Source organism: Marinobacter sp. (genome assembly GCF_035268745.1).
Taxonomy (GTDB): domain Bacteria; phylum Pseudomonadota; class Gammaproteobacteria; order Pseudomonadales; family Oleiphilaceae; genus Marinobacter.
On record NZ_DATFKH010000045.1, the window covers coordinates 1 to 3,579 of the forward strand.

Annotated in this window: 3 protein-coding genes; all 3 read left to right on the top strand. The window is 57.6% G+C overall.

Annotated elements, in window-relative coordinates; genetic code table 11:
* Positions 1-807: tRNA pseudouridine(55) synthase TruB (truB, locus tag VJ956_RS03200; RefSeq protein ID WP_324081570.1), on the top strand; the 807-nt coding region annotated here is incomplete at its 5' end.
* 92 nt (positions 808-899) lie between these two features.
* Positions 900-1,169 carry a 30S ribosomal protein S15 gene (gene rpsO / locus VJ956_RS03205; protein WP_324081572.1) on the top strand — a complete coding sequence of 90 codons (270 nt, stop codon included), beginning with the start codon at positions 900-902 and terminating at the stop codon, positions 1,167-1,169.
* Between the two features lie 311 nt (positions 1,170-1,480).
* A partial coding sequence (gene pnp, locus VJ956_RS03210; protein WP_324081575.1) for a polyribonucleotide nucleotidyltransferase occupies positions 1,481-3,579 on the top strand: 2,099 nt, incomplete at its 3' end.

A 3,579-nucleotide genomic window follows, 5' to 3' on the forward strand; every position in this document is an offset into this window, starting at 1 on the left:
AAGGCGGGCCATACCGGGGCACTTGATCCACTGGCGACCGGCGTTCTGCCGCTTTGCTTTGGTGAAGCAACCAAGTTCTCCCAGATGATGCTGGACAGCGACAAAGCCTACATCGCGACAGCAAAACTCGGTGTCCGCACGGAAACCGGCGACAGTGAAGGCCAGATCGTCGAACAGAAGCCGGTTCCCCCGGGACTGACCGCCGACAGCCTGGAGTCTGTTCTGGATCGTTTTCGTGGCGATATCCAGCAGGTCCCTTCCATGTATTCTGCCCTCAAGCATAAGGGTCGTCCGCTCTATGAATATGCTCGTGAGGGTATCGAGGTGGAGCGTCCGGCCCGTCCCGTAACCATTTACGAGCTGGCGCTGATCGAGATTCGCGACGACGAACTGGACATTGCGGTCAGTTGTACCAAAGGCACTTATATCCGCTCACTGGTGGAGGACATAGGCGCCGCCCTGGGATGCGGTGCTCATGTAACGGCGCTGCGCCGTACCATGGCCTCCGGGTTTACCCTCGCTGACGTCCACCAGGTGCCAGCGCTTGAGCAGATGCGTGAACAGGGTGAAAGCCTTGACGGCCTTCTGGTTGCCCCGGATGCGGCGCTGTCGATGTTCCCGGAGCAAAAGCTTGAGGGTCTGTCGCTGGTGTCGATATTGAATGGACAACCAGTTAGAATATCGGGCCAGTCCGGTGAGGGCTTTATCCGCCTGTACGGTGATAAGGGCTTTGTCGGACTGGCAGAAAAATTCCCGGAAGGCGAGGCCACCAGACTGGTGCCACGTCGGCTGGTGAAAAGCGGGTGAGAGCGTCAACCGGACGCTGTCTCCGATTAGCCGGGCTGTAGAGATGCGCGGTTCGGCTGGACATTCATAGCATCGCGACAATGAGGTGAAGTATGGCTCTATCGGCCAGTGAAAAAGCACAGATCGTCAAGGACTACCAGCAAAGTGATGGTGATACAGGTTCCCCTGAAGTTCAGGTTGCCCTGTTGAGCCATAACATCAACAAGCTGCAGGATCACTTCAAGACCAACAAGCAGGACCATCACTCCCGCCGCGGTCTGATCCGGATGGTAAACCAGCGTCGCAAGCTGCTGGACTACCTGAAGCGCAAGAACGCAGACCGCTACCTGGAACTGATCCAGAGCCTGAGCCTGCGTCGCTAGTCTGGTTGTTTCTGGCAACCGGCGAAGCGCTGGCTCCGCCGGTTGTGCTTTGTCCTGCAGGGTGTCGATCGATGAACGTTGACGGTAACTGCTGTCGTACTGGAAAGTTGAATTTGATAGCAGGTTGTTGAAAAGCCCGGCGGGTGCCAGGTTCACCCGGGACCGGGGTTTTGCAACAGCCTGTTAGCTTTCAGACAGGTTGCTCTCTGGTTCATCCCGGACAGCTGCAGGAGACAGACAGTCCGCATGGGCGGCTGTTCTGAATCCATTGAACAGATGAAACCAAGATTAAATCAGGAGCAATTGTGGATCTGAAGCCCGTAAAAAAATCATTTGAACTCGGCGGCAAGACCGTCACTATCGAGACTGGCCGTATCGCCCGTCAGGCAACCGGCTCCGTGCTGGTCACCATTGATGATATCTCGGTACTGGGTACCGTGGTGGCCGCCAGGGAAGCCAAGCCGGGCCAGCCGTTTTTTCCGCTGACCGTGAACTACTTCGAGAAGACCTACGCCGTGGGCAAGATTCCCGGTGGTTTCTTCAAGCGTGAAGGCCGTCCGTCGGAGAAAGAAACCCTGACCTCCCGCCTGATCGACCGCCCGATCCGTCCGCTGTTCCCTAAAGGGTTCATGAACGAAACCCAGGTCATCACCACGGTAATGTCTTCCAGCAAGAACCAGGATCCGGATATCGCCGCGATGCTGGCGGCTTCTGCCGCGCTGTCCATTTCCGGTATTCCGTTTGATGGCCCCATCGGCGCGTCACGGGTTGCCTATACCAATGAGCGCGGTTACTTCCTCAACCCGACTTTCGAGGAGCTGGAAACCTCATTGCTGGACATGGTCGTTGCCGGTACCGACGATGCCGTTCTGATGGTCGAGTCCGAAGCCAAAGGCCTGACTGAAGATCAGATGCTGGGCGCCGTGCTTTACGGTCATGAAGAAATGCAGACCGCGATTACCGCCATTAAAGAGCTGGCTGCGGAAGTAGGCAAGCCCCGTTGGGAATGGCAGCCAGAGCCGGAGAATAGCGGGCTTCTGAACACTGTGAACTCGGAAGCGTCTGCCGCCATTGAAGAAGCCTACAGCATCCGCGACAAGATGGAGCGCTATGCCCGTCTGAGCGAGATCAAAAGCGCCCTGGTTGAAAAGCTCGCCGGCGAAGAGGAAGGCCAGCCATCTGCGGATGAGGTCAAGAAGTACTTCGGCAAGGTCGAGAAGACCATTGTCCGCCAGCAGGTTATTGACGGCAAGCCGCGTATCGACGGCCGTGACAACAAGACGGTCCGCCCGATCGAAGTGGAAGTCGGCGTTCTGCCCAGCACTCACGGTTCGGCCCTGTTCACCCGTGGTGAAACCCAGGCGATCGTGACCACGACACTGGGCACCGCCCGTGATATGCAGATCATTGATGCCCTGGAAGGTGAGCGCAAGGATCCGTTCCTGTTCCACTACAACTTCCCTCCCTACTCGGTAGGTGAAGCGGGTCGTGTGGGCACGCCGGGACGTCGTGAAGTTGGCCACGGCCGTCTGGCCAAGCGTGGTGTGGCTGCGGTTATGCCGACCATGGAAGAGTTTCCCTATACTATCCGCGCGGTGTCTGAAATCACCGAGTCCAACGGCTCCAGTTCCATGGCTTCGGTCTGTGGTTCCAGTCTGGCACTGATGGATGCGGGCGTGCCGATCAAGGCACCGGTTGCCGGTATCGCCATGGGTCTGGTCAAGGAAGGCGACAAGTTCGCGGTGCTGACCGACATCCTGGGCGATGAGGATCACCTCGGCGACATGGATTTCAAGGTAGCCGGCACGTCTGAAGGTATCACTGCGCTGCAGATGGACATCAAGATCCAGGGTATTACCGACGAGATCATGGAAATTGCTCTGGAACAGGCCAATGCAGCCCGTCTGCACATCCTGGGCGAGATGGCCAAGGTGATTTCAGCGCCGCGCAAAGAGCTTTCAAGCCGGGCGCCCAGCATCACCACCATCAAGATCAACCCGGAGAAAATCCGCGACGTTATCGGCAAGGGTGGCTCCACTATCCGTTCGATCTGCGACGAGACCGGTGCCTCCATTGATCTGGACGACGATGGCAACGTCAAGATCTATGCCGACAACCTTGACGCGGCCAAGGCGGCGATGAAGCGGGTGATGGAAATCACAGCGGAAATCGAGGTTGGCGTTATCTACAGAGGCCGCGTTGAACGCATCGTGGACTTTGGTGCCTTTGTCAACATCCTGCCCGGCAAGGATGGTCTGGTGCACATTTCCCAGATCTCCGACCGTCGCATCGAGAACGTCACTGACGAGCTGAGCGAAGGCCAGGAAGTCCTGGTGAAGGTCCTTGACGTGGATAACCGCGGACGCGTGAAGCTGTCCATGAAAGAAGTGAAAGAAGGCGAACAGCCGAC

Coding starts and splice junctions, on each gene's coding strand:
- rpsO (WP_324081572.1), top strand. CDS start 900: ATGGCTCTATCGGCCAGTGAAAAAGCACAGATCGTCAAGGACTACCAG.